Here is a 25054-nt window from a genome sequence, read left to right as displayed (position 1 = left end):
AATGAAGCCCCTATTTCTAGCTGTAACCGCAATTACTTCCAGCAGTGTGCTGTTTGCGGCTTCTCAGCTTTCAGGGCATGCAGATGGAGACCACCACAGTTCCCACCAGCTTCTCGTTGCCTTACCCAAATCGCCATCGCTGATCTGGGTCAAGCTGTCGGCGGACAGTGATCTTGGTGTGATTGCTCGAGAACTTGATCTTTCATTGAATGAGCTTTCAAAGTTGAATGAAAAGTCAGCTTCGATTTTGCTCAAATCAGGTTCATGGCTTGTCCTTCCTGAAAAAAGTCGTGATGACCTGAGCGACTTATCCCGTTTCGTCAAAGGTTCCGTTCGCACATCAGCTCCTCTGAGTTCGCCGCCCACACCAAAAGCTGTGGTGAAAATCAAATCAGGTCAGAGTCTGGCTTCTCTTGTTAAAGATCATGGCATCACTCTTCAACAACTGAAGGATCTGAATCCAGGGGTTCCGATTTCCCGAATGCTGGTGCCAGGGAATGAGGTCCGTGTGGCCAAAGCCCGTCCTGTTCTGGCGATCCGTCCATTGAAATCGGGGGGTGCGAGCTATCCGAAACTTCCTTCTTTTTCTGGATCGGATCCTGTTCAATCAGCTAGATCCTTTATCTGGCCGACGAAAGGTGTGTTCACCTCCGGATATGGCTGGCGATGGGGTCGGATGCACAAAGGAATCGATATTGCCAATAATGTGGGTACTCCAATCATCGCCGCCAAGGATGGTGTCATTGCTTTCGCTGGTTGGAGCAGTGGCTATGGCTATCTCGTAGAGATGTCGCATGGTGATGGAACCTCCACGCGGTATGCCCACAACAGTCGTCTGCTGGTCAGGAAAGGTCAGATGGTTCCACAAGGGTCACGTATCTCCTTGATGGGCAGCACTGGCCGTAGCACTGGTCCACATCTCCACTTTGAGATTCGTCGACCCGGTGGAGCAGCCATGGACCCTATGGCCATGCTTCCTGCCAAGCGTTCCTGAAAATCAACTTCTAGGGTTCAATTTATAATTTAAGCTGCGTTATCATAATTTCCATTCAATTTTTGACTTCAAGTTTCAAAAAATAAATGTCAGAGGAGAGACTTGAACTCTCGACCTCAGGGTTATGAATCCTGTGCTCTAACCAGCTGAGCTACTCTGACCAAAGGCCTTCAGGCCAGTCGCCATCATACATCTTGAGATGTCCTCGGAGCTATCTCATCTCGATGGCATTGAGGCGTTCCCTGAACGATTTAGGAGATGATTGCGCTGTTGTCCCTTCATCACTCAATGAGACGTGACCCTCAGGAATCGCATTAGGGCGCCGTTGTTGCCTGACCGGTTGGCCACGATGCGGACGAGCCTTGAGTAGCAGAGCACGCGTTTTTGGATCGCGTTCGAGCGGTTGACTGTTCAGCTCACTTCGCACCTGATTCAGCAAACGGAAATGACCTGTGCTGCTGAATTTTCTGAGAAGTGCTGGATCCCAGCTCATGGAGGATTGAATCATGAACGCATTTTAGAAGTTGAGCATGCCTGGCCAGGTATCTGGTCGCTCCGCAGTCACTGGGTCAGCCGTGATAACTTGACGCGAGCAACTGGAAGTCGGAACGACTACGACCTAGGCCTGTTCACTTCCTTGCCAAACCTCGCATCACCAACATGTCTTCGTTGCGTGTGGGTCAAAAGGCCCCCGATTTCACTGCCACAGCAGTGGTAGACCAGGAATTCAAGGAAATCACTCTCTCGCAGTATCGCGGCAAGTACGTCGTACTGTTCTTTTACCCGCTTGATTTCACCTTTGTTTGCCCTACTGAAATCACCGCTTTCAGTGATCGTTACGCTGATTTCTCAAGCAAAAACACAGAAGTTCTAGGTGTTTCTGTCGACAGTCAGTTCAGTCATCTGGCTTGGATTCAGAGTCCTCGTAACCAGGGTGGTCTCGGTGACATCAATTATCCTCTGGTTGCTGACCTCAAAAAAGAGATCGCATCTGCTTACAACGTCCTTGACGAAGCTGAGGGAGTTGCGCTGCGTGGCTTGTTCATTATCGATCCAGATGGAGTGATCATGCACTCCACCATCAATAACCTTCCTGTTGGAAGGAACGTTGATGAAACGCTTCGTGTTTTACAGGCTTTCCAGTACGTCCAGTCAAATCCTGACGAAGTATGTCCTGCAAACTGGACACCCGGGGAAAAGACAATGAAGCCTGACCCTGTTGGCAGCAAGGAATTTTTTGCTGCCATTAACTGAGTCGTTGAACTCTGCCTGGTACCTCCAAGGTCCGCTCACAGCGGACCTTTTTTATGTGGCTTTGAGGGTTTCCTGCTGCCGTCTCTCCAGCAATGACTTCAATCCTTGATCCAGATCAGCTGCCATTGCAACGCGACGTCCGTCACTGACCACAATTCGAGTCAGTGTTGGCAGCCCACCTTGTTGTGCTCGCAGATAAATCGGTTCGACATAGAGAAGCGAATCACCGACAGGTACAACAAGGAGATTTCCCTGAACCACCTGTGAGCCTGCCCGGTCCCAAAGGGCAAACTGCTGGCTGATTGCAGGGTCTTGATTGATCAGCGCCTGAACCTGTTCCGGGCCAAAAATCGGAATGTCAGTAGGGAACCGCAAAAGAATCAACTCGCCATAGTGTTCATCGTCGTTTCTTGCCGCCAACCAGGCCGAGAGATTTGGTCGTGCAAGAGGAGTCAATGGCTGAAGCAGCAGAAACTCTGAATTCGGGCTTGGTTTCACCTGGGCCGTGATGTGGTACGGAGCTACAGGAATCTGATTATTTCCGTACAACTCCTTGGGTACTTGCCAGACATCATCTCCACTGTAAAAAATGCGAGGGTTGGTGACGTGATAACGGAGAAGTTGCTGCACTTGAAGTTCAAACTGTGCCTGAGAAACCATCAGGTGACGTCTAAGGCTAGTGGGCATATTTTCAAGATTTTCAAACAATGATGGAAAAACCTTGGTCCAACCTTGAATCATTGGGTCGTTCGGTTCATTGATATAAAAATGAACTTTGCCGTTGTAAGCATCCACAACAGCTTTAACCGAATTTCGTAGATAGCGAAGAGGTCGACCATCAGGAAGTGTTGATGCGTAGGGAACGGTTCTTGATGATGTGAATGCATCAACAATCCAGTACTGATGCTGACCCTGTTGATAACCACTGGGGGCATCGTCAATAGGTACGGAGACAAGATATGGCTCACCCATCAGATCCAGAAAAGGCGCCAGTGCGTGAACTCTTTCTTTGACGTCACGTCGCAGAAGCAGACGAGATTCTTTTGTGAGAGCTCCTGTATTCAGAAAACGTGGATCCGCTAGATAGGTCGCTGCAGTAATCCTTTGCCAAAGATGTTCAAGGGGAACGCCTGCTGAACCTGAATAATGGTTGTAAGTGTTCTCGTCACCTTCGGGGTAATCAAATTCATCGATTTTTGTTGGTGCAACCGCGTAAGGTGAATACAGTGATCCAAAGTAAAGTGCGGCGCGTCCAATAGGAACTTCACGTTCCACGGTTTCCTTGCTGATGCCTAGAGACTTGTTTCCTTCAATTTGTGTGGATTGACCCAGATCGCTGATGAAGTAAGCCGGCAGTCCGTCCGGTTCGCGTGTATCCACAGGATTCATAGTGAAACCAAAGCCATGAGTGAAAACAAAATGTTTGTTCTGCCAGGTTCTCGAGCGAGCAGGAAGTGAGGCCTGGTCTAACTCGCGCGCTGAAATGATCACCTGTTGATTCTCATTACTTCCCTCATTGAGTGGGTAACGATCAACGGATGCATTTGCAAACTGGTAATAAACCCTGAGTTGCTGCAATTGGCGATTGGTGTCCAGCATTGGTTGGCTGTCCCAGAGCCTGATGTTCTGCAGGGTGCTGGCTCCCTTGATCAGGTCCTCTTCACTGATCTCCTGGGTCGGTGTGATCCCTCGGGCCCTGATCGAATCCAGTTGATAGGCCTGACGGGTCGCAGCGATCGATCGGCTGAGATACGGAGTCTCGAGTTGCAGCTCACGGGGACGAACCACCATCCACTGGACAATCGGTGAAAGCAGAAGTTCCGACAGAACGGCGATCAAAGCAAGCGTGAACAATGCTGTTCTGAGGCGACGTCGTTGGCGCTGCCTCTTCCCCGGCCATGGCAGACAAGTGCCGGCCATCAGCACAAGCAGAAGAGCAACCCATTCACGAAGCGGAAGCCGCAGATGGATGTCAATCCAGCCTGCGCCGGCGATAAGCCCGCTTTGAGTCCAGAGGAGTTGATGACGTACGAGCCATGTGAGAGCAGCCAGCACCAGCAACAGAGCCACCAGTGCAGGTCGAAGCAATGCCCGTTCCTGTTCATTCCAGCCAGGGAATCCCCAGTCACTCAGACAGGGGGAACGGGTCAGTCGACTCCATGCCGAGGTGCTCAGAGTCAGAAGGATCTGAAGGAGCAGCAGCTGGAGAGCCAGTGCGATCGCTGAAAATCGCGCCAAGCCGAAACTGAGATCAGCTCCCAGCAGTGGGTCCGCCGTCCCGGAATCTGGAATCGTGATGGCCAGCGCCCAGAGGCCCCAGCTGCGACCTGCCACAACACAGAGGCAAAGGCTTCCGTACAGAAAGGCCAGGTTGATTCTTCGCCTCCGGCCAAGCCCCAAAGTGATCAGCACGATCAGCAGGATGCTGATGAACAGAACACTCCATTCCGGTCGAAACGGAACACTCCACCAGTGGGCCAGGAGAAAGGGCTGCTTCCATGCCAGCCACGCCAATCTTGTTGTGACTGCGAGAACGCTGAGAAGGATGGAGAGGCAGGCGAACAGCGAAAGGAAATAGATGCCTCCACTCGATGCGGGGATCTCCCCTCGGGGTGTGGGGATATAGGCCTGCATCCAGCGGTGTCGCCACCAGGCCGTGAACAGAACCAGCAGAAACGCCAAACCAGCGCCGAGAAGCTGAAAGCCAAGCCGCTGCCCATAGGTTCCCTGTTGGCCGAACTGAGCGAACCAGGACCACTCAACCTGGAGCCTGGCGAACAGCCAGAAGACGGGAAAGATCAGCAGCAACCCCACCGCTGATGAACTCGAGAGGGAGGGAAGGCCCCGTTTGAGCAGGCTCAAGCCCCGGCCGGCAGCTGCTTCAGGCTAGGACTCCTCGAGGAGACGTCGAGCCCTGCCAGGGCGTGGAAGCGATCGGACTGGAGGGTCTCTTCCTCGATCAGCGCTTCCACGAGGCGATCCATGAGCTGCCGCCTCGGCTTCAGAAGATCGATGGCCTGTTGCAGAGCGTCCTGTGCCAGCGATCGGACCCGTCGGTCGATCTCACGACCTGTGCTTTCGGCATAGGCCTGTCTGGTGTTGACCAGATCTCGTCCGAGGAACACTTCCTGGTCCTGGCCTTCCAGAGCAACCGGTCCAAGATCGGAGAAGCCGAAGCGCGTCACCATTTCCCGTGCGAGCTGCGACACCATCTGGAGATCACCGCTGGCACCCTGGGTCACCTCAGAGTCTCCGAAAACCACAATCTCCGCTGCACGACCGCCTAAGGCCATCACCAGCCTTGCTCTCAGATAGGAACGCGTGACAAGCCCGGAGTCAATGATCTCCTCATCAGGGAAGAAACGGGTGAACCCACCAACACCACCACTGCGTGGAAGCAGGGTGACCTTATCCACCGGGTCGGCATGGGGTGTGAGCGCCGCCACGAGTGCATGGCCGATTTCGTGATAAGCAATCAATCGCTTCTTTGCTCCGTCCTGGAGCGGGGCAGCTGTGAGGCCCATCGTGATGCGTTCCAGCGCTTCCTCAAGCTCTCTGTTACCTAGGAAAGAAGCTTCATGACGGGCCGTGAGAATGGCTGCTTCGTTGAGAAGATTCGCCAGATCAGCTCCTGAAAAACCAGGGGTTCTGCTCGCCCAGTCAGCAAGAGACACCTCATCCGACAAGGGACGGGTTCGAGCATGTACAGCCAGGATCGATTCACGACCGCGGCGATCGGGGAGACCGACCTGAATACGCCGATCAAATCGTCCAGGACGCATGAGCGCTGTGTCCAGAACATCTGCGCGGTTTGTTGCTGCCAGGAGAATGACCCCCGAGTTGTCAGCAAACCCATCCATTTCGGTGAGCAACTGATTCAGGGTTTGTTCACGCTCATCGTTTCCTCCACCGATCCCGGCACCTCTCTGTCGGCCGACAGCATCGATCTCGTCAATGAACACGATGCAGGGAGCTTTTTCCTTGGCTTTTCGAAATAGATCTCTGACCCGACTGGCTCCGACACCAACAAACAATTCGACGAATTCAGAAGCAGCGATCGAGAAGAAAGGAACGCCTGCTTCCCCGGCGATAGCCCTTGCGAGAAGAGTTTTACCGGTTCCTGGAGGGCCGATCAACAACACTCCCCGGGGAATCCGAGCACCAAGTTTGATGAAGGTCTCCGGCTGTTTCAGAAAGGTGACGACCTCCTGCAGTTCCTCCTTGGCTTCACCAATGCCTGCGACATCCTCAAACCGAACAGTGATGTCCTCTTGAGGACTTGTTCTCGCCTGACTGCGCCCGAAACCCATCGCTTTGTTGGCTGCCTGTGCAGAACGGCGCAACAGCAATGAAAGGCCCACAACGATCAGCACAATCAAAGCCAGATTCCCGGCAAGCCCTGCCAAAGCCTGTTCCTGGCGCACATCCTTGACATTCAGCGGAGTACCCGAAGCCTCGGCAACTCTCAGAATCTGCTGATCATTCGCCAGGACTGGAACTGTGACTGATTTGCCATCGCGGTAGGTGACGATCACCTGACGCCGGGCTGGCACCAACACCAATTCCTTGACGGAACCTGATGAAATTTGCTTCAGCAGGGTGCTGTAACTCACATCCGGTTGCTTGCGGAACAGAGCGAACGGACTTGTCTGTTGTTCGTCAGGCTTTGAATTGGGCGCTGGAGTTCCCTGCTCTGACTGGGTCGGCTGCTCTGAACTCACACCGCTGATGCGTCGTACAAAGATTAGCGATTTGACGAGTGGCGACTTCGAAGTGGATCATGGCTGTTTGGCAGTGCAACGCCCGCGATGGCCGTCCCGAAGAAGAAAACCTCGAAAAGCAAGCGCAATCAGCGTCATGCTGTCTGGAAGGCCAAGGCTGCCACTGCAGCTCAACGTGCGCTTTCCATTGGTAAGTCCGTATTGAGCGGACGGGCTCAGGGATTTGTCTACCCAGTTGCTGAAGAAGAGGAAGCTGAAAGCTGAGTTCTCAACACTTTGATCTCACGGATGCTGCGTGATCCCGTGAGATCGATCACCACTCCAGCTCGAGCAATGTTGTGCAACCAGCTCGGCGGCAGAGCTGCAAGCACCATTCGATTGAAGTCGGAGAGCTCATTCGGGCGGAACCCAACGCCACTGTGTTGTTCCAACGTGGCCAGCTGCTGTCGCTTCCACTGAGATGACAGACCGCTGTGAATGGCTCGCAGATGCCAGAGGTCATCCAGGCATGTCCAGATCTGCCGATAATCAGCAAGCAGGGACTCAGCTCTGGATCGCCATTCCAGCTCCTGATCGGACAACCCTTCAACGATTTCCGTTTCGATTGAGGGATGCGGCGATGCACCCAGAAACCAGCCTTCCAGCAGCACCACTTGTGATCGGGAACTGCTGCTTCCGAAACGATCCCCCCGGCCGTTGCGGAGTGCTTTGTCAAAGCGGGGAGCAGTGATCAGACCGCTTTCTTTCCACGTTTCAAGCGACTGGAGCATGCCATCGATGTCATGGCTTCCAGGAAGCGCTCTCGGAACGGACCAGGGATTTCCCTGAACACTTTTATCCAGCTGCTCGGCAGGCCAGTAAAAATCATCAAGCGACAGATGTTCCACGGGCCAGCCCAGCGTCTGACTCGCGGATTTGACCCAGCTGCAAAGGGTTGACTTGCCGCAGCCAGGCAGAGCGCTGACACCGAGAAGCACTCGTCTGCCCTCTGACAGAGCGCATTCAACCCGGCTGAGCAATGGCAGACCAACGAAAGTAACCCAGGCATCCATGACCGGGACGGACCACCGATCTCTGGCGAGGTTCACACCACCAACGCCTTCCCAGCGGTTCCACCAGTCATCAACATTGGGCCAGCCGAGACTGGCGACCAGGAGCTGGTGCCCATCCGTCACCTGAAGGGGGACTGACTTGTTCCAGCAATCAGGATCCAAGCTTGTAGGCCTCGAGCACCACGGCATACACCGTGCCGATACGCAGGTTGTCGAGGGCGAGCCAGGGGAGTGGCCAGGGTCCCGGACGCACCCTGGTGCGCAGTCGCACGATCAGTTCAATGATCAGCACCATCACCAGTACTGCCACAGGACGGTTCTGACCGGATCTCTGAAACCAGATCATCGTGACGTTACTTCCGATGATGAAGCCGAACAGCAGAGCGAGAACACCCACACTGCGTCTCCGCCAGGGACCAACAAGAACCTGATTCAGCTGCCTGCCGATTCGCCGCTGCAACTGCTCGTAGCGCGTGGCCTGAAGGGTCATCGAGAGGGGGTCGTGATTAGCAGCTTGAGGTACTCCAGCGTGATCAGACCATCTGCACAAGGGGGTCCACTGAAGATTCTTGCCGGCTGGTCAGGCTCTCCAAGCTGATCGACAATGACATCAGCATGTTGCCTGTTGTTTTCAAGCTGCTTGTCCCATGGCGACGGAGTCAGCACACAGCGCAGACCTGCTGTGTGGGCAGACTGGAGACCAGGAAATGAGTCCTCGAAAACAACAACGGCTTCCCGCTCTGATCCACTCAGTTCAAGTGCCAGTTGATAAGGGTCAGGACACGGTTTGTGTCTTTCGACGTCATCAGCGGTGACCATTCCCTGAAACACGTCGATCAACTCGCAGGGCAGGGAGTTGAGCAGCGCCTGAACCGAAGCATGTCCACTGCTGGTCACAACCCACTGCAGCACTCCTGCGGATTTGAGCTCGAGCAGAAGCCGTCTGACACCGGGTCGCAGAGTCACGGCTCCAGACGAAACAATCCTGAGGTAGTGCTGTTGTTTGGAAAGACGCAACCGTTCGAGAGTGGCTGGATCCAGTGTTTCGCCCATTTCTTCAGCAAAGAATTTCATGCGCTGCCTTCCACCCGGGATGCTCAGCAAATCCAGGTAGAGCTGCTCATTCCAGTTCCAGCTGAGGCCACAGTCTGCGAATGCCCTGTTGAATGCAGGACGATGACCATTTAGTTCGGTGTCGGCAAGCGTTCCATCCACATCCCAGAAAACAGCCTGCAAACGCGTCATGCCGATGACTCGATCGGGCACCAGCTTGACCGATCGCTTTTAAGGCGATGAGGGCCCACAATGCAGCGATCGTTTGCATTCGGCATGGTGGCAGGCGCCCGAAATCAGCAGTGGCGACTACCACAACCGATCAAGGGTGATCCACTTCCAGCAGTGGATCTGCCTCTGGCTCTTAAAGCGGTTTTGTTCAGACGCGGACTTCAGGGTCCTGAACAGGTCACGTGGTTGCTCAGTGATCAACCGCTGCCGGATGCGAGTCGTCATTTTCCCGAGTTGAGCACAGCGCTCAAGAGACTTAAGACTGCATGCCTCAACAAGGAGTCTGTCGCCATCTGCGGCGATTACGACGCCGACGGCATGACCAGCACTGCACTGCTGATGCGTGCTCTCGAAGCCATGGGGGCGAATCCTCTGGCGGCCATTCCAAGCCGAATGGAGGATGGATACGGACTCAACAGAGGCATGGTGGAACAGCTCCATGCGGATGGTGTCCGTCTGCTGGTGACGGTCGACAACGGAGTCGCCGCTCATGAAGCTCTCGAAAGAGCTTCAGAGCTTGATCTGGAGGTGGTTCTGACCGATCACCACACTCTTCCTGCCAACCGACCGAAGGCGCTGGCTCTGATTCATCCCGCCACCACGCCAAAAGGCTCTCCCTATGGCTGTCTGGCAGGAGTCGGACTGGCCTACGTGCTGGCCAGAGCATTGGCCGCGGAGTTGAATCACCCTGCTTCGATCAGCACAGCGAGAGATCTGTTCTGCATCGGCACAGTGGCTGACATGGCTCCACTCACAGGTGCGAACCGAATCCTGCTGCGGGAAGGACTGAATCATCTGCATCGAAGCCGCTGCCCTGGAGTTCAGGCCCTGCAACAACTGGCCGGGCTTGGAGATCGTCCTTTGCGTGCCGATGACATCGGTTTCCAGCTGGCTCCGAGAATCAATGCGGTGGGCCGCATCGGCGAACCCTCCCTCGTGGTCGACCTTCTCACTGCTGACGATCCAAATCGTGCATTTGAGCTCGGGCGCCAGTGTGATGCTCTCAACCGTCAGCGACGCGAGCTGTGCGATGCGATCGAAGCGGAGGCTGTGGCATTGCTTGAAAGTGATCCCTCACCTCTGCCTCCCTTTCTGCTGCTTGCTCAGGGCCATTGGCATCACGGGGTGATCGGCATTGTTGCCGCGCGTCTTGTTGAGCGTTATCAACGCCCAGCGGCGTTGCTGGCCAGTGACGGAGACGGGCAAATGCGGGCTTCGGTGCGCGCACCGGATGGTTTTGCTGTTGATCGTGCACTGCAGCACTGCACTGATCTTCTGGTCAGACACGGAGGCCATCCCGCCGCGGGTGGATTCACTGTGCAGGTGACGGCTGTCAGTGCCTTGCATCAGGCTCTCAACACACTTGCGGCGGAATGGCTGCAGCAACGAGGCGAGGATCTGCTGGTCGAACCTGAGGCGCTTCTGGAGCTCGATCAAATCGATCATTCATTCTGGGACGCTCTGCAGAAGCTGGAACCGTTCGGGGCTGGTCATCCAAAACCGCTGTTCTGGTCCAGGGGGTGCCGGATCACTGATCAACAGGTGCTGCGTGGCGGACATCTACGCCTGAAACTTGAACAACGTGGAGTTGAGCGTCAGGCGATTGTCTGGCGCTGGCCTGAAAAGGCTGAACTCAGTCAGATGATTGATGCGACCTACACAGTGACTCAGAATCACTGGCAAGGAGAGACACGGTTTCAACTTGAGATCCAGGCCCTTCGTCCTCACCTTGAAGTGATGGAACTGCAGCGTTCGCGAGGGTGCTATCGCGTCCATCGCGTTGACAGCAACAGCCTGAAGTTGATCAATTCAGACGGACAGTTTCTGGTGAGCCGAGTCAATCGCGAGGGTGAACTTGAAAGCGACGACAGTCGTGCCAGGCACCCTTACGTTGCGGCACTACTGCAGGAGGCCTGTGTAGGTCTCGGTTTACGCCCATGAGTCCGGACAGCCGTCATGAACCCGTCCTGATTCCTGGGACGCTGCCGTCACAGAGTCGACTCAAAGGTGTTGCGCGTCATTTCATCGGTCTTGTTCTGGTCGGGGTGCTGATCGGACTGGCCTGCCTACCGCTGAATCTCGTCGATCGCATTCAGGATCAGCTTTACGCACTGATGCCGACATCAGCGGCCGAGCAGTGGACCTGGAGAGGAGTGGGCGTGGCCTTGATGCCGCTGGGAGTGATGCCGCTGTTGCTGCTTCTCCAGCGAGGTCCATGGAACGCCGGAGCAGGTTCCGGCATTCCATCAACGATGAATGGACTTGAAGATCCGTCACAACTGCCTCGAGCCATGGCAGCTCCGGGAACTGTTCAGCGAGGAATTCTCTGGTCGATCGCCACCGTCGCGATGCTTCCTCTCGGCAGGGAAGGACCGGTGGTTCAGTTCGGTGCAGCTGTGGCGAGGTCCTTTCATCAGCGTTTTCGCGGCTGGCTTCCTTCCCTGAATGAACGCCAGATCGTCGCCATCGGTGGTGGTGCAGGTCTTGCAGGTGGTTTCAACACACCGCTGCTGGGTGCTGTCTTCATGCTTGAGGAACTCACCGCTGAGTATTCGATCGTGACGATCTGGCCGGCGCTGGTTGTCAGCGTCGCCGCTGCAGGTTTCTCCAATATCGGAGGAGAACCGATGTTCGGACTTGGTGTCCTCAACATCGCATCACCCGAAATCGAGCAGCTGATGCTGGCTTTTCCGATCGGAATCGTCTGCGGACTCGTCGGTGGGTTGTTCAACAAGGGGCTTGTCTGGCTGACCGGGCGTCTGGCTCCGGTTGTCAAAACCAGGCCCCTGCAGACAGGTCTCTGGCTCGGTGCTGGGTTGACAGCCCTGGCTCTGATGAGCTGGGGCACCTCCACGTCGGATGGTGAAGCGCTTGTTCGCCAGCTCATCGCAGAGGGAATGCCAACTCCCCTGAGCCCTCAGCACGACATCATCACAGGAATCATCAGCATATGGATCACGCTGGTCAGAGTGATCGGGCCGATGCTGGCTTTGAGTCCCGGGGTCCCTGGAGGGCTGATTGATCCCTCACTCACCTTCGGTGCAGTTCTTGGATACACAATCTGCGCAGTAGCAGGAATTAGTTCCCAGGTCGGCATCGGCCTGGGACTGGCAGCAGGCCTTTCAGGAGCAACACAACTGCCGCTGGTATCCATCGTTTTCGCCTGGAGGCTGGCGGGAGACCAACAGCTGTTCGCTGGAGTTGTGCTTGCAGCAGTCTTGGCTGCTTACACCGGACGACTTGTCTGCAGAGATCCGGTGTATCACGGACTCAGCAAGCTTCAGAGCGCACCGCGGCGATAGAAGAGAATGAAGATCACAGCGGGGCCGGCCAGGGTGATCAGGGCCAGTGCCGCGAAATTGGCGATCAGGTGGAAATCGAGTCCCATGAAACGGAAGCAGTTGAAAGGCATGATGCCTCGTCCAGGCTACGGGGCACTCCCCCTTCTCGTACAGGAGCTGCCTTCCCTCTGTGATGGCTTGTCACAGCTGCCAGGGGCTGTCGCTGTTTCCGGGGTTTGCCCGTGACACGCCATGGAGAGAAATGGTCGTGCATGAATCAATGCGGCGCCTGCTGCCGCCTGGCACCTGATGAACGTCCGGAAGCTGTCGAATCACTGGATCCGCTGCAGCAACAGCAATATCTCTCCATGGTGGGAACTGACGGCTGGTGCATCCATTTCGACAGTGGCTCGAGGAGTTGTCGCATCTATGACTCCCGCCCTGATTTCTGCCGAGTCAGCAGTCTCTGCGGTTTGTTCGGTGTTGATCCTGAGCAGGCGGATTCATTCGCAATCGCCTGTTGCCGACAACAGATCCGTTCGGTTCATGGCGGTCGCAGCAGGGAACTGCGTAAGTTCGAACGTCTCATCCGTTCATCGGAACCTTCGTGATGACTGATTCCGGCACCTCACAACGTCCTGGTTTCACGACTGTTCTGCTGACAACCTTCACAACGGTTTTCCTTGCTGAGCTTGGCGACAAGACCCAGCTCGCCACACTGCTGCTGTCGGCACAATCAGGTCAGCCCTGGCTGGTGTTCGGCGGTGCTGCACTGGCGTTGATCTGCTCCAGCCTTGTCGGTGTCCTGGTCGGACGCTGGCTTTCAACGGTGATGCAGCCGGAGCGACTTGAGCAGATGGCTGGATTGTTGATGCTGGGCCTGGGCCTCTGGCTTGGTTCTCAGGCACTGCAATCGTTGATGTCCTCGAATCCTGTCTGAGAGGCATGTCCTGATCGAGCTGCCGCTGAACCTTTCTCCTTCATGAATCTGCCCCTGCTTCTTTCCACATTCGCCACTGTTTTCCTGGCGGAACTCGGCGACAAGACACAACTGGCCACGGTTGCCATCAGCGGAACCTCCAACCGCCCGCTGGCTGTGTTTCTGGGCTCAGCCTCTGCGCTCGTGCTGGCAAGCCTGATCGGTGCCATTGCAGGTGGATCTCTGTCAGGCATCGTTCCCGCCGACTGGTTGCAACTCATGGCATCGCTTGGATTTCTTGCGATTGGACTGAAATTGCTCTGGCCGCTTCTCAGTGGGACAGAGTCAGCAGCAACAGCTGACGACTGAAACTCCAAGTGCGCGCATGGCCCGTACTATTGGTTCCTTAGGGATTGCGCACTCTTCCGCTGCAAGCGCTCCCGAGACGACTCCTCCCGGTCCTGTAGGCCGCTTCCCGTACACCGTTCCGATGAAATTCACGGTCGCTGACCTGCTTGATCAGGTTCCTTCAGAAGGAAACCTTGAGACCGCCAAGCTCGAAAAGATTCTGCGCCTGACCAATCGCGCTGAGAAACAGTCCCTTGGGCTTGCACTACAGGGTCTGACACGCCTTGGAATCCTCGATCTCGACAGCAACGGAGCCATCAGTCGGGGAACAGCTGTTGATCTGGTTGAGGCACGTCTTCGCTGCAGTAGCAAGGGATTCTGCTTCGCTATTCGTGATGACGGCGGAGATGATATTTATATCCGAGATCATCAGCTCAATCACGCCTGGAACGGCGATCGTGTGCTAGTGAGGCTGACCCGTGAAGGCGGCAGACGCCGCTCACCTGAAGGTGGGGTGCAGTGCATTCTTGAGCGGGCCACCACCAGCCTGCTTGCATCTGTTGAACAGCAGGATGAACGGGTTGTTGCCGTTCCTCTCGACGATCGCTTGCTGGCATCGATCGATTTGTCTCCAGACGATGCAAGCCACGCGGACAAGCCCGTCGGGACGGCTGTGGCCGAAGTGGTCCTTGATCGCTTTCCGATTGCGCAGTTCCCGGCACGTGGTCACGTTGCTCGATCGCTTCCCCTCGACGGTGGTGCGGATGCTGATCGTGAACTGATGCTCACGAAAGCCAATCTTCATCAGCGTCCGGCTGCTCCTCGTGCAAGTTTCAAGGCTCCATCCTCCAAGAAACGTCAGGATCTGAGCAAACAACCTGCACTGATGCTCAGGGGCTGGACTGCCGATGGAGCTCCTGCATTGCCGCTTGTTCATGTCATTCCCCACGAAGGTGGGGCACGACTGTGGATCCATGCCCCTGCTGTGGCTGAACGTCTTAGCCAGGGGAACAGTTACGACCAGTGGCTCCTCAATCAGGCAGAAAGCCTTTGTCTCGGTGGACATTGGCAGCCTCTGCTCGGTCCTGCGCTTGAGAAAGCCTGTTGTTTCCGTGTCGGTGAGGTTCAGGACGCTGTCTCGTTACGCCTTGACATCGGATCGGAAGGTGAATGGCGTGACTGGGAGTTTTGTCTCAGTCGCGTTTGCCCGGTCGCTGAGGTCGATACTGATGCTCTCCAGGCTCTTGAATCTCGTAAACCCAAATCAAGAGCGATCCCTGCCGCTCTGAAGCCGATCAAAGATCAGATCGGTCAGCTTGAAACACTGATTTTCTGTGCAAAAAAGCTTCAGGAGGCCGAACGATCGGAAGGTCGCATCGAACTAGATCTGAATCGTGCTCAAGCGGATGATCTGGGTGATCTCAACAGGGTCTCCCCCGACGGTGATGGGCAGAACTGGGCGATACCACTGAATACCAGTTGTCCGAATTCCTTACTCTCCGTTCTCACCCGGCATGCTCATCGTGTCTGGGAAGAACACAGTCGTCAGCTTGGTTTGCCGGCCATACTCCTCGACGCACCACCAGCGGATGATGCGGCTCTCAACGATGTTGCCAAGGCTGCCGTCGCTCTGGACGTGTGTCTCGAACTGGATGAGGACGGAGCCCCCATGGCATCCGAGCTGGCTCTGGCTCTTGCGAACAGCAAATCCAGTCATGTCCTCAACCTGCAACTGAAGCTGGCTTTGCCTGACAGCAGCTACCGGGTTTCCAGTCAGAGCAACCAAATCCCGTCCGATTCCTCGGATGAGGCTTCGATTGCTTCGGTGGATGAGCCTCAGATTGATGATTCGGATCCTTCCGATGTCATTACCAACAACAAGAAGCGTTTGAATCCCTTCGCACCGTGGTGCTGCCCAACCTTGCATCAGGCCGATGTCATCAACCAGCAGGTGCTCTGTTCGCTGCTCAATGACGGCAAGGATCGCCCGACTGTTCGTCAGAAGAACAAAGTGAAACTGGGAGAGAAGGGAGTTGCCGCTTCATTGAACTGGCCTCTGTTCACAGCATCACAGGAACAGAAAATTCAAGACCTGATCCGTGAGCGCACTGTTCAGCGTTTGAATGCCCGTCGCCACCTGGTGGCCGAACTGAAGCGGGATGTGCTCGCAATGTCCAAGGCCCGCAGCGCCGAGCCGATGATCGATCAGCAGCAGACCGGCGTCATCAGCGGGGTTCAGAGCTATGGATTTTTTGTTGAAATCGCACCTTCCATGGTTGAGGGTTTAGTGCATGTCAGCTCACTGAATGACGACTGGTATGAATACCGTTCAAGACAGAACCGTCTTGTTGGTCGTAGAAGCAGGCGTGTTTATCAATTGGGTGACACCGTCGAAGTGAAGGTACTGAAGGTTGATGTTCTGAGAAATCAGATCGATCTCGAGGTGGTTCCTTCCACTGCAGCTCGTTCAGATGATCCTCTGCCGGTGGCTGTGAGCGAGGAATGACTCCCTATGTGATCGGTATCAGCGGTGCGTCCGCTCAGCAGTTGGCTGAACGCACACTGCAATGCATGTTGCGCCGTGATCTCAGCGTGCATGTGATCCTCAGTCGAGGGGCCCACGGCGTCTGGAGGGCTGAAAGGTCGATTTCTGTTCCAGTTGATCCCCGACTTCAGGAACGTTTCTGGAGGGAAAGGCTCGGAGTCAGTGAAGGACAGCTGATTTGTCATCGGTGGAATGATCAATCGGCTGTTGTCGCGAGTGGAAGCTTTCCAACCAGGGGAATGGTGGTGGTGCCTTGCTCCATGGGAACCGTTGGTCGCCTGGCTGCTGGCCTTGCAGGTGACCTGCTTGAGCGTTGCGCGGATGTTCATCTCAAGGAGGGGCGCCCTCTCGTGATCGCACCGCGGGAAATGCCATGGAACCTCTTGCATTTACGCAACCTCACCACACTCGCTGAAGCGGGAGCAAGAATTGCTCCACCAATTCCGGCCTGGTACACACAGCCTGAAAGCATCGACGACATGCTTGATTTTCTGGTGATGCGGCTTTTTGATTCGTTAGGTGAGTCCCTCACCGATCAGAAGCGTTGGCAGGGGCCTCTGTCATGACATCTCTTCAGCGCCTTCTGCTGATCCCCTGTCTTTCGCCACTGTTGCTCACCTTGCTCATTGGTGGACTCAATCTGGGCAAGGCTGGCGGTCTGCGCATTCTCACCTGGGAGTTACCCAAGCTGCCCATCGGGGTCTGGATGGCTGTTGCCGCCACCTCGGGAGCGGTTCTTGGATCTGGAGGGGTTCTGGCGGCAGGATCGTCATCACAACAGTCCATGCAAAGAGAAGTCCGTCGCCCCTTTGCATGGCAACAAGAATCGTCTGAGCAGGAAACGCATCACACCGCCACCACAGCGGCAACAATGCCCTGGCCCCAGAGAGACGTGCATGAACCTGCTCCTACTGTTTCAGTGCCGTTCAGGGTGATCAGAACCGGACGTGCGTCCAGGAGCAGTGACGCCGATGCCGACCCCAGAGAAAGTGTTGCCGCGCAGTCTGTTCAGACTTCAACAACATCAAGCGAAGACTGGAATCAGCCGCTTCCGACAGATTGGTGAAACTGGTGAGAGGTGCACCGGGCTGTCTACAGTCCCGCGAGCGAAACAGGTTCGGTGAGCGAAACCCCCGACACTCCTCCAAAACAGGAAGCAAGTTCCGTTCCGGATACGGCAACCAAAGCTGCGGGTTCAGCAGAACAGAAGGCCTCTGCACCATCGGAGCAAACCGAAGCAGTGGTTGCCGCTGACAAGTCCGCGGCTGATCAAGCAGCCAACCCCGCGGAGGCTGATACAGCTGAAAAACAACCCAAAGATGACAAGCCGGCCAGGCCAGCCCAGTCGGGCAGCGCAGAGAAGCCATCCGCGGAACCGAACAAGGCCGATACCGACAAGGCTGACAAGCCCGCGGCTGATCCAGCAGCCAAACCCGCAAAGGCTGATACAGCTGAAAAACAGCCCAAAGCAGACAAGCCGGACAAGCCAGCCCAGTCGGACAAGGCAGAGAAGCCATCCGCGGAACCGAACAAGGCCGATACCGACAAGGCTGACAAGCCCGCGGCTGATCCAGCAGCCAAACCCGCAAAGGCTGATACAGCTGAAAAACAGCCCAAAGCAGACAAACCGGCCAAAACAGACAAGCCGGAAAAGCCAGCCAAACCAGCCGCCAAACAAAAGCCCGAAGACAAGCCTTTTGCAACATTCATACAGGAAGACTTTTTGCCGACACTCACCAAGTCATTGACCGAGCGCGAGAGTGCGCCGATCAGCCTCGAACTTGTTGAAGGCGAAAGACCTGTCGTGGGAGGAGCTTGTTGGATGGTTCAGGGCGTTTTACCTGCTGAACGACGTTTCTGGCTTTGTTTTGCATCCGATGCGATCACTTCCGGCAAAACAATTGCTCTTGCGGAATCCGGTTCAGATCCAAGTCTGCTCGAGTCGTTCTTGATTGATGAGAAACGCATCAACCTGGCCTTATTGGAATCCCGATTGCTTCAGCGCCTGAACGGTCAGAAATGGTTCGGAGGTAACTGATCCAATGGGTTACACCCAGCCCCGACTGTGTCGGGACTGCATTTACGATGAAGAGAACACACGCTGGATCTGATGGTGCCTCCCACCGCTGTGAATACCGCAAAAACCGGAGGTTCCGGCGTCGCCGTGAAGGATCCGGTCAAAGACACGATCCTGACTCCGCGCTTCTACACAACGGACTTTGAAGCCATGGCGGAGATGGATCTCCGACCCAATGAGGCTGAGCTTGAGGCGATCTGCGAGGAGTTCCGCAAGGACTACAACCGTCACCACTTCGTTCGTAATGAAGAGTTCGATGGTGCTGCCGATAAACTTGACCCGGAAACAAGACGCGTTTTCATCGAGTTCCTTGAACAGAGTTGTACTTCAGAGTTTTCTGGATTTCTTCTCTACAAAGAGTTGAGTCGTCGCATCAAGGCAAAAAATCCTCTTCTTGCCGAATGTTTTGCACATATGGCCAGAGATGAAGCAAGACATGCAGGTTTCCTGAACAAATCCATGAGTGATTTTGGTCTTCAACTGGACCTTGGTTTTTTGACTGCAAACAAGAAATACACCTTTTTCAAGCCTAAGTTTATTTTTTATGCCACATACCTTTCTGAAAAAATTGGCTACTGGCGTTACATAGCAATTTTCAGGCATCTTGAAAAGAATCCTGAAAGTAAAATCTTTCCTATTTTCAACTTTTTTGAAAACTGGTGTCAGGATGAAAACCGCCATGGTGACTTCTTTGATGCCTTGATGAAGTCCCAGCCGGACACTGTCCGTGGTCTTCGTGCAAGGCTCTGGTGTCGCTTCTTCCTGCTGGCTGTTTTTGCAACGATGTACGTGAGAGACGTTGCGAGAAAAGAATTTTATGAGGCACTTGGGCTCGATGCCCGTGAATACGACCGCATGGTGATTGACAAGACCAATGAAACTTCCGCGAGGGTGTTCCCAGTGGTTTTGGACGTCAAGAATCCTCGTTTCTATGAGCGTCTTGAAAAAATAGTCACCAACAACGAATCACTCGACTCGGTGGATAAGACTCCTGCATCTGCTCCACTCAAATTTGTTCGCAAACTTCCCCACTGGGTTGCCAATGGATGGCAGATGGCCTCCCTTTTTCTGATGTCTCCTGTTCGGAGTGAAAATTATCAGCCCAGTGTTCGCTGATGCAGTCAACTCTTCAAAAATCTCCGGCTGGGTTCAATGATCTGGACCCAGGCCACCACCCCTGGCGTCAACGTCTCGACACCCTTCTGAATTTCGGAGCCAATGCAGGAGCTGATCTTGTTGAGGTGTTTCTTGAAAGAACTGATCATCTCGGCGTTCTCGCTGAACAGGACAGGATCACAAGCGTGAGTCCTTCTTTCGGGATGGGGGCTGGCATCCGCGTGTTCAGAGATGGGAGGGATGGTTTCGTCAGCACGAATGATCTCAGTGATCAAGGTCTTAAGGACGCTCTTCTTCAGGCTCTGGCCATGCTTCAGCTGGATGCATCAACTTTTGCTTCCACCAGCGGATTTGACGGGCTGGGAACGCTCCGTGATTATGGAATCTCGAAAAACAGCTGGCTCGACAGCACTCCAGATCTCAACACGATCACTCAGCGGCTGCTCGAGGGCACTCAGAGTCTGGGGAAATTCGGCCAGCATCTCGATGTGCGCCGGGGCAGTTTCGCTCGTGACTGGCAGGAAGTGCTTGTGGCGGCCAGTGATGGAACATTTGCCCGAGACATCCGATTGCATCAGTCCAGCGGACTGAGTGTGCTTGCAGCTGATGGTGAGCATCGATCCAGCATTGCCCGTCGTTACGGGAGTACAGACCGTCCAGATGACCTCTGCAACTGGAACGTTGATGCTTCTGCTCAGGAGGTCTGTGACAGCGCTGCCAAAATGCTCCGTGCCGACTACGTCGATGGCGGGCAGATGCCGGTGGTTCTAGCCAATCGATTCGGTGGTGTGATTTTCCACGAGGCTTGCGGTCACCTTCTGGAAACCACTCAGGTTGAACGTGGTTCAACACCCTTTGCCGACAGCATCGGAGACAGCATTGCCCATTCCGCTGTCACAGCGATTGATGAAGGCATGAGTGGTGGTGCATTCGGATCCATTTCCATGGATGACGAAGGCATGGAACCACAGAGAACCGTTCTGATCGAAAACGGGATTCTGCAGTGCTTTCTGAGCGACCGAGCCGGTGAAATGCGAACAGGTCACGCCCGCACCGGCAGCGGTCGTCGACAAAGCCACGGATTTGCCGCGGCAAGTCGCATGCGCAACACCTACATCGCTGCTGGTCCCCACAGCATCAACGATTTAATCAGCTCCGTAGACCACGGGCTGTATTGCAAATCAATGGGAGCCGGCAGCGTCGGTGCCACCGGTCAGTTCAACTTTTCCGTTGAAGAGGGTTATCTGATCCAGAACGGTGAACTCGGTCAGCCCGTCAAAGGAGCCACTCTCATCGGTGACGCAAAAGAAGTCATGCCGAGGATTTCCATGTGTGCAGATGACTTGGAACTTGCAGCCGGCTACTGCGGTTCTGTCAGCGGCAGTGTGTTTGTGACCGTTGGTCAACCCCACGTGAAAGTGGATTCAATCACTGTGGGAGGTCGCTGACCATGACAAGCGCAGCTCTCAACGTGTCCACACTTCAGGATCAACTTAAGGCTCTGGCACGTCGTGAAGGCATTCTCAAATGGGATCTTGGTGCCAATCGAAGCAGCAGTGCATCGGTTCAGGTTGATCGCGGTCAGGCCAAACAGCTCAAGGCTGCACAACGCAGTTCAATCACGATTCGAGTCTGGAATCAGCAGGGATTGGTTGGAATCACCAGCACCTCCGATCTTTCCGATTCAGGTCTTGAAAAAGCGCTGATGGGTGCACATCAAGCCAGTTGTTTCGGTAATCCTGACGATGTTCCCGGTTTTTCCCCACTCGCCACTGCCCCGGAACCGGATCTTCATCGTCCTATTCAGGATGCTCAGGGAATTCAGTGTCTTCTGAAGCAGCTGCTGGATGCTGAACAACAACTTCTGGACCGTCATCCCGCAATTGGCACGCTTCCTTACAACGCCATGAATGAGGGAAGCAGCGAACGCATCTACATGAACAGTGAAGGTGCGTTGCGTCAGGCGCAGCGCACACAGGCGAGTGTTTTCCTGATGGCACGTGCTGAGGAAACCGGTCGCAAACCTCGCAGTGGGGGGGCCGTGCGCGTCGCTCTCGGCAGTCGCGATCTCGATCTGAGCGGTTGCATCAATGAGGCTGCTGAACGCACCATCAGTCATCTCAACTATCAGCCGATCGACACCGGTCGCTACCTCGTGTGTTTCACACCGGAGGCCTTTCTGGATCTGATCGGTTCATTCAGCAGCATGCTCAATGCCCGAGCCGTTCTGGACGGTGTCAGCCTCAGCAAGGCCGACTCGATCGGCCATCAACTTGCTGTTCCCTTCTTCAATCTCACTGACAACGGTCTTCACCCTGCTCACGTCGGAGCGATGCCCTTCGATGGTGAAGGAACCCCGACTCGTGCCCTTCCTCTGATTCGTGGAGGATGCCTGGAAAGCTTTCTGCATTCAGAAGCCACAGCCCGCCATTTCGGAGTGGATCCAACAGGGCATGCAGGTATGGGAGCCAAAGTGTCTGTCGGAGCTGATTGGTTGGAAGTGAGTCGCTCTCCGTCCATGACCACTGGAGCCGAACACCTTGATCACACCACAACGCGTGACTGCTTCGTCCTGATTGACAGCCTCAGCGCTCTCCATGCCGGTGTCAAAGCCAGTCAGGGAGCCTTCTCTCTTCCCTTTGACGGCTGGCTGGTCAGAGATGGGGAACGGATTTCCGTCGAGGCTGCAACCGTCGCTGGTGATATCCGCGAGCTGTTGCATTCCATTGTCCACCTTGAATCGAAATCGGTGATCACCCATCAAGGGGTCAGTCCTCACGTATGGATCGATGGTCTGGCCATCACCGGTGAAGCCTGAAGACTCTCTGCTGAATCATTGGCCTTGAAGATTCTGTTCTGGGGCACCCCCTCCTATGCAGTGCCAACTCTGGATGCTCTGCACAGCGCCGGACATCAGATTGTCGGCGTTGTGTCACAGCCAGACCGGCGTCGGGGAAGAGGTGGACAGCTGATTCATTCAGCTGTGAAAGAGAAATCTCTGACACTGGGACTGCCGGTATTCACCCCGGAACGAATCCGACGGGATCATCACTGCCAGCAGCAGCTTGCGAATCTCGGTGCTGATCTTTCTGTTGTGGTGGCTTTCGGCCAGATTCTGCCTGCAGAAGTGCTGGCGCAACCACCGCTTGGCTGCTGGAACGGCCATGGCTCGCTTCTGCCCAGGTGGAGGGGAGCTGGGCCGATTCAATGGTCGATCCTTGAAGGTGATGCCCAGACCGGTGTTGGCGTGATGGCGATGGAGGAAGGACTGGATACCGGTCCTGTGCTCATCGAAAGGAAGCTTGAGATTGGATTGCTTGAGAATGCCCACCAACTCGCGTGTCGACTGAGCCTGCTCACAGCTGAACTGATGGTGGAGGCGATGCCACGGATTGAAAAAGCGGGAGCCGGACCCGAAGAGGAACGACTCAGGAGGTTGGGTGTTCGCTCTCAGACGCAGGAGGTCACTTATGCACGGATGCTTGTTAAAAGCGACTTCCAGATCGACTGGTCCGCTTCAGCTCTGGCAATCCACCGCAAGGTGATGGGCCTTTTCCCTGGTGCCGTGACTCTCTGGAGAGGCAAGAGGCTGAAGTTGCTGGCCACTGAACCCTTGATTGAAAGGCTCAGAGATGAGCTCAGTCATTCCGCACAGCAGTTTTTAAGCCGCTGGCCAACCGGTGAACACAAACCTGGAACCGTTTTGGAGTGCAGTGACGCAGGCCTGGTCGTGAGCAGTTCGGGATGTCCGTTGCTGATTCGAGAAGCGCAGCTGGAAGGCAAAAGTCGCAGCAGCGGTCGTGCTCTGATTCAGCAGTTGCAGGTCAAAGCTGGTGCCACGCTTGGCTGACTGAGCCGGATCTTCCATGGCGTTTCTCAGCGTCTGCGCTGGCGGGATACGGCGGAAGCGCTGCGACGACTGCCTTGGTTGCTGCGTTGATGACTTCGCCGTTTGCCACCGCCGAGGTCAAGGGGCGGGGCGCTCAGAACCGTCGGCTCGAACCCCTTCACATTTTCCTTGCGTAAGGGCTCGCCTGTGAGTCGTTCGATCGCCTTGAGCAGGAGCGATTCTTCTGCAGCAACGAGAGAAATGGCATGACCTGTTTCGCCGGCGCGACCAGTGCGACCGATCCGATGGACATAATCCTCGGCAACGTTGGGAAGATCGAGATTGACCACATGCGGCAACTGCTGAATATCGATCCCACGTGCAGCAATGTCCGTCGCCACGAGAACCCGGACACTGCCCTGCTTGAACCCCTGAAGCGCACGGGTGCGAGCTCCCTGACTCTTGTTGCCATGGATTGCAGCAGCTTCAAGTCCTTCCTTGCTGAGTTTTTCCGCAACCCGGTTTGCTCCGTGCTTGGTCCGTGAAAACACCAGTACCTGACGCCAGTTGCCAGTTCTGATCAGATGACTGAGAAGTTGTGGCTTCCGTTTCATGTCACAGGGATGAACAACCTGCTCCACAGAGCGGGCTGTCTGATTTTCGGGCGTGACCTGAATCTGCAGTGGTTGATGCAGCAGTCCGGTGGCCAACTTTCTGATCGGTGGGCTGAACGTGGCAGAGAACAACAACGTTTGCCGTTGCTCGGGCATGAGGCGAATCAATCTGCGGATGTCATGAATGAAGCCCATATCCAGCATGCGATCCGCTTCATCCAGAACAAGACATTCCAACCTGTCGAACCGCACAACCCCCTGCTGATGGAGATCCAGCAACCGGCCGGGAGTCGCCACAAGCAGATCAACCCCTCCCTGAAGGCGATCAATCTGGGGATTGATCTTGACTCCTCCGAACACCACATCACTCTTCAAGGGAAGGGGATGCCCATAAGCACGCACACTTTCATGGACCTGAGCAGCCAGTTCACGGGTGGGCGTCAACACCAGCGATCGAACCTGACCACGTCCGGCGCGCCTGCCATGACGCAGTCGTTCGAGCATCGGCAAGGTGAATCCCGCCGTTTTGCCTGTGCCGGTCTGTGCTGCTGCCATGACATCGCGTCCACGGATCACAGCTGGAATGGCCTGTTCCTGGATTGGCGAGGGATGAACGTACCCTTTATCTCTCAGCGCCTTGAGAAGGGGTTCACCGAGTCCCAGGTCATCGAAACCGACCTGCGAATTGACCGTTGCAGTGGACTCGCCGATCGTGTTGGAGACGAATCCTTCACCTTAGAAGCCTGCCCATCCACTTCTGCCTGATCCATGTCGGAGCTTGAAGGAAACTTGCTCAGATGATTTTCCAAACGGCATTGGCCGGTATCTCAGGAGCAGCGTGTGGATCGGACGGCTCCTGCTGGGTCACCCGCCAGGCAGGAACCCTTGTATCGCGATAGTGACCGTGTTGAATCAGAACACCTTCCTGCTCGTCAGTGGTGGCATAGAAACCACCTTCCCAGTGGGATTTCTGATTCAGACCACCACGAAACCAGACCCAGCAACGTTCCCGTTTCATCG

General features: G+C 55.3%; 24 protein-coding genes, 1 tRNA gene and 1 pseudogene. 16 read left to right on the top strand and 10 right to left on the bottom strand.

Translation table 11 applies throughout. The annotated features are described in order from the left end of the window. Nucleotide 1 precedes the first annotated feature (1 nt). Entirely contained in the window at nucleotides 2-994 is a 993-nt protein-coding gene (locus tag SIB83_RS15620) for a peptidoglycan DD-metalloendopeptidase family protein (RefSeq protein ID WP_413746370.1), read from the top strand. 87 nt (nucleotides 995-1081) lie between these two features. Here the strand turns inward: SIB83_RS15620 and SIB83_RS15615 are convergent. Next, a tRNA-Met gene (locus tag SIB83_RS15615) sits at nucleotides 1082-1155 on the bottom strand. A gap of 50 nt (nucleotides 1156-1205) precedes the next feature. Continuing rightward, nucleotides 1206-1502 (bottom strand): hypothetical protein, encoded by a 297-nt coding sequence (locus SIB83_RS15610; RefSeq protein WP_413402653.1) that lies wholly within the window; start codon nucleotides 1500-1502, stop codon nucleotides 1206-1208. 152 nt (nucleotides 1503-1654) lie between these two features. Between SIB83_RS15610 and SIB83_RS15605 the strand changes: the two genes are divergently transcribed. After that, nucleotides 1655-2248: a peroxiredoxin gene (locus SIB83_RS15605; RefSeq protein ID WP_413402651.1), complete on the top strand. Its 594-nt coding sequence runs from the start codon at nucleotides 1655-1657 to the stop codon at nucleotides 2246-2248. 51 nt (nucleotides 2249-2299) lie between these two features. On the opposite strand, the gene SIB83_RS15600 is transcribed toward SIB83_RS15605, so the two are convergent. Both SIB83_RS15600 and ftsH read right to left on the bottom strand, forming a co-directional pair. Next, nucleotides 2300-5110 carry a UPF0182 family protein gene (locus SIB83_RS15600; protein ID WP_413746369.1) on the bottom strand — a complete coding sequence of 937 codons (2811 nt, stop codon included), beginning with the start codon at nucleotides 5108-5110 and terminating at the stop codon, nucleotides 2300-2302. Beyond that, entirely contained in the window at nucleotides 5107-6969 is a 1863-nt protein-coding gene (gene ftsH / locus SIB83_RS15595) for an ATP-dependent metallopeptidase FtsH/Yme1/Tma family protein (protein ID WP_413406432.1), read from the bottom strand. The genes SIB83_RS15600 and ftsH overlap by 4 nt, the downstream gene beginning before the upstream one ends. Nucleotides 6970-7056: 87 nt before the next feature. Between ftsH and rpmF the strand changes: the two genes are divergently transcribed. Beyond that, nucleotides 7057-7233: a 50S ribosomal protein L32 gene (gene rpmF / locus SIB83_RS15590; protein WP_114992884.1), complete on the top strand. Its 177-nt coding sequence runs from the start codon at nucleotides 7057-7059 to the stop codon at nucleotides 7231-7233. Here the strand turns inward: rpmF and SIB83_RS15585 are convergent. Genes SIB83_RS15585 through SIB83_RS15575 form a run of 3 tightly spaced genes read right to left on the bottom strand, consistent with a single transcriptional unit; the run spans nucleotide 7197 to nucleotide 9287 of the window. Continuing rightward, on the bottom strand, nucleotides 7197-8144 hold the full coding sequence (locus SIB83_RS15585; protein WP_413402648.1) for a kinase: 948 nt from the start codon (nucleotides 8142-8144) through the stop codon (nucleotides 7197-7199). The two genes, rpmF and SIB83_RS15585, sit on opposite strands and share 37 nt — an antisense overlap. A gap of 28 nt (nucleotides 8145-8172) precedes the next feature. Continuing rightward, nucleotides 8173-8511 (bottom strand): DUF565 domain-containing protein, encoded by a 339-nt coding sequence (locus SIB83_RS15580; RefSeq protein ID WP_413402646.1) that lies wholly within the window; start codon nucleotides 8509-8511, stop codon nucleotides 8173-8175. Continuing rightward, the gene (locus SIB83_RS15575; RefSeq protein ID WP_413746368.1) at nucleotides 8508-9287 is read right to left on the bottom strand and encodes an HAD-IA family hydrolase; all 780 of its coding nucleotides are present in this window, start codon (nucleotides 9285-9287) and stop codon (nucleotides 8508-8510) included. The genes SIB83_RS15580 and SIB83_RS15575 overlap by 4 nt, the downstream gene beginning before the upstream one ends. A gap of 63 nt (nucleotides 9288-9350) precedes the next feature. Here SIB83_RS15575 and recJ point away from each other — a divergent pair, with 63 nt between their 5' ends. Both recJ and SIB83_RS15565 read left to right on the top strand, forming a co-directional pair. Further along, nucleotides 9351-11246, top strand: a complete 1896-nt coding sequence (gene recJ, locus SIB83_RS15570; protein ID WP_413747402.1) for a single-stranded-DNA-specific exonuclease RecJ — start codon at nucleotides 9351-9353, stop codon at nucleotides 11244-11246. Continuing rightward, nucleotides 11243-12607: a chloride channel protein gene (locus SIB83_RS15565; RefSeq protein ID WP_413746367.1), complete on the top strand. Its 1365-nt coding sequence runs from the start codon at nucleotides 11243-11245 to the stop codon at nucleotides 12605-12607. The genes recJ and SIB83_RS15565 overlap by 4 nt, the downstream gene beginning before the upstream one ends. Here SIB83_RS15565 and psb30 read toward each other — a convergent pair. Then, complete coding sequence (gene psb30 / locus SIB83_RS15560; protein ID WP_413439723.1) at nucleotides 12586-12717, bottom strand: photosystem II reaction center protein Ycf12/Psb30; 132 nt, start codon at nucleotides 12715-12717, stop codon at nucleotides 12586-12588. The two genes, SIB83_RS15565 and psb30, sit on opposite strands and share 22 nt — an antisense overlap. Nucleotides 12718-12828: 111 nt before the next feature. Here psb30 and SIB83_RS15555 point away from each other — a divergent pair, with 111 nt between their 5' ends. The 11 genes and pseudogenes from SIB83_RS15555 (at nucleotide 12829) to fmt (ending at nucleotide 23441) form a co-directional block, all read left to right on the top strand. Further along, nucleotides 12829-13197 carry a YkgJ family cysteine cluster protein gene (locus tag SIB83_RS15555; protein WP_413747401.1) on the top strand — a complete coding sequence of 123 codons (369 nt, stop codon included), beginning with the start codon at nucleotides 12829-12831 and terminating at the stop codon, nucleotides 13195-13197. Further along, nucleotides 13197-13526, top strand: a complete 330-nt coding sequence (locus tag SIB83_RS15550) for a TMEM165/GDT1 family protein (protein WP_413402639.1) — start codon at nucleotides 13197-13199, stop codon at nucleotides 13524-13526. Before SIB83_RS15555 ends, SIB83_RS15550 begins: the two co-directional genes overlap by 1 nt. 42 nt (nucleotides 13527-13568) lie before the next feature. Beyond that, nucleotides 13569-13874: a TMEM165/GDT1 family protein gene (locus SIB83_RS15545; RefSeq protein ID WP_413402637.1), complete on the top strand. Its 306-nt coding sequence runs from the start codon at nucleotides 13569-13571 to the stop codon at nucleotides 13872-13874. 121 nt (nucleotides 13875-13995) lie between these two features. After that, entirely contained in the window at nucleotides 13996-16359 is a 2364-nt protein-coding gene (locus tag SIB83_RS15540) for an RNB domain-containing ribonuclease (protein WP_413747400.1), read from the top strand. Continuing rightward, a complete protein-coding gene (locus tag SIB83_RS15535; protein ID WP_413402635.1) occupies nucleotides 16356-16964 on the top strand; it encodes a flavin prenyltransferase UbiX in 609 nt (202 codons plus the stop codon). The genes SIB83_RS15540 and SIB83_RS15535 overlap by 4 nt, the downstream gene beginning before the upstream one ends. Beyond that, a complete protein-coding gene (locus SIB83_RS15530; protein ID WP_413402633.1) occupies nucleotides 16961-17464 on the top strand; it encodes a hypothetical protein in 504 nt (167 codons plus the stop codon). The genes SIB83_RS15535 and SIB83_RS15530 overlap by 4 nt, the downstream gene beginning before the upstream one ends. Nucleotides 17465-18022: 558 nt before the next feature. Continuing rightward, nucleotides 18023-18436, top strand: a pseudogene (locus tag SIB83_RS15525) (DUF2996 domain-containing protein); the annotation flags it as partial. Nucleotides 18437-18508: 72 nt separating this feature from the next. After that, a complete protein-coding gene (acsF, locus tag SIB83_RS15520; RefSeq protein ID WP_413402631.1) occupies nucleotides 18509-19591 on the top strand; it encodes a magnesium-protoporphyrin IX monomethyl ester (oxidative) cyclase in 1083 nt (360 codons plus the stop codon). Next, on the top strand, nucleotides 19591-21039 hold the full coding sequence (locus tag SIB83_RS15515; protein WP_413746366.1) for a TldD/PmbA family protein: 1449 nt from the start codon (nucleotides 19591-19593) through the stop codon (nucleotides 21037-21039). Before acsF ends, SIB83_RS15515 begins: the two co-directional genes overlap by 1 nt. Nucleotides 21040-21041: 2 nt before the next feature. Further along, nucleotides 21042-22409, top strand: a complete 1368-nt coding sequence (locus tag SIB83_RS15510) for a TldD/PmbA family protein (RefSeq protein WP_413746365.1) — start codon at nucleotides 21042-21044, stop codon at nucleotides 22407-22409. Between the two features lie 24 nt (nucleotides 22410-22433). After that, nucleotides 22434-23441 carry a methionyl-tRNA formyltransferase gene (gene fmt / locus SIB83_RS15505; protein ID WP_413747399.1) on the top strand — a complete coding sequence of 336 codons (1008 nt, stop codon included), beginning with the start codon at nucleotides 22434-22436 and terminating at the stop codon, nucleotides 23439-23441. Nucleotides 23442-23467: 26 nt separating this feature from the next. Here the strand turns inward: fmt and SIB83_RS15500 are convergent, their stop codons facing one another. Then, complete coding sequence (locus SIB83_RS15500; RefSeq protein WP_413746364.1) at nucleotides 23468-24589, bottom strand: DEAD/DEAH box helicase; 1122 nt, start codon at nucleotides 24587-24589, stop codon at nucleotides 23468-23470. Nucleotides 24590-24827: 238 nt separating this feature from the next. Next, nucleotides 24828-25052: a hypothetical protein gene (locus tag SIB83_RS15495; protein ID WP_413746363.1), complete on the bottom strand. Its 225-nt coding sequence runs from the start codon at nucleotides 25050-25052 to the stop codon at nucleotides 24828-24830. Nucleotides 25053-25054 lie beyond the last annotated feature (2 nt).

It is taken from the genome of Synechococcus sp. MIT S9507 (assembly GCF_047304715.1).
Classification (GTDB): domain Bacteria; phylum Cyanobacteriota; class Cyanobacteriia; order PCC-6307; family Cyanobiaceae; genus Synechococcus_C.
Note: the sequence above shows the minus strand (reverse complement) of the source record. Positions and strands in the feature narration are given on the sequence as shown.